The sequence below is a fragment of the Streptomyces corynorhini genome (assembly GCF_003346515.1).
GTDB classification, from domain to species: domain Bacteria; phylum Actinomycetota; class Actinomycetes; order Streptomycetales; family Streptomycetaceae; genus Streptomyces; species Streptomyces corynorhini.
In genome coordinates this window covers 7374-7573 of the sequence record NZ_QQNA01000269.1, presented here as the reverse complement: position 1 = coordinate 7573, position 200 = coordinate 7374, and the positions used below count along the sequence as shown (strand labels likewise).

Annotated in this window: 1 protein-coding gene; it reads right to left on the bottom strand. The window is 76.5% G+C overall.

Annotation, left to right across the window (positions count from 1 at the left end; all coding sequences use genetic code 11):
* On the bottom strand, positions 1–200 hold a 200-nt coding region (locus DVH02_RS28240; RefSeq protein ID WP_147286147.1), incomplete at both ends, for a GntR family transcriptional regulator.

The following is a 200-nucleotide window of genomic DNA, read 5'->3' as shown; positions in this document are numbered from 1 at the left end:
CGGCGCGCGCCAGCCGCAGCATCACCGGCACCTCGATCAGGGCCCGCACCTCCGCCAGCTCGGCGAGTTCACGGGGGCCGCGCTCGTTGACCCGGAAGCCCTTGTTCGGCACGGCCCGCACCGCGCCCTCCAGCGCCAGCTGCTGCATCGCCTCGCGCACCGGGGTGGCCGAGACGCCGAAGCGCTCACCGAGCGCCGGG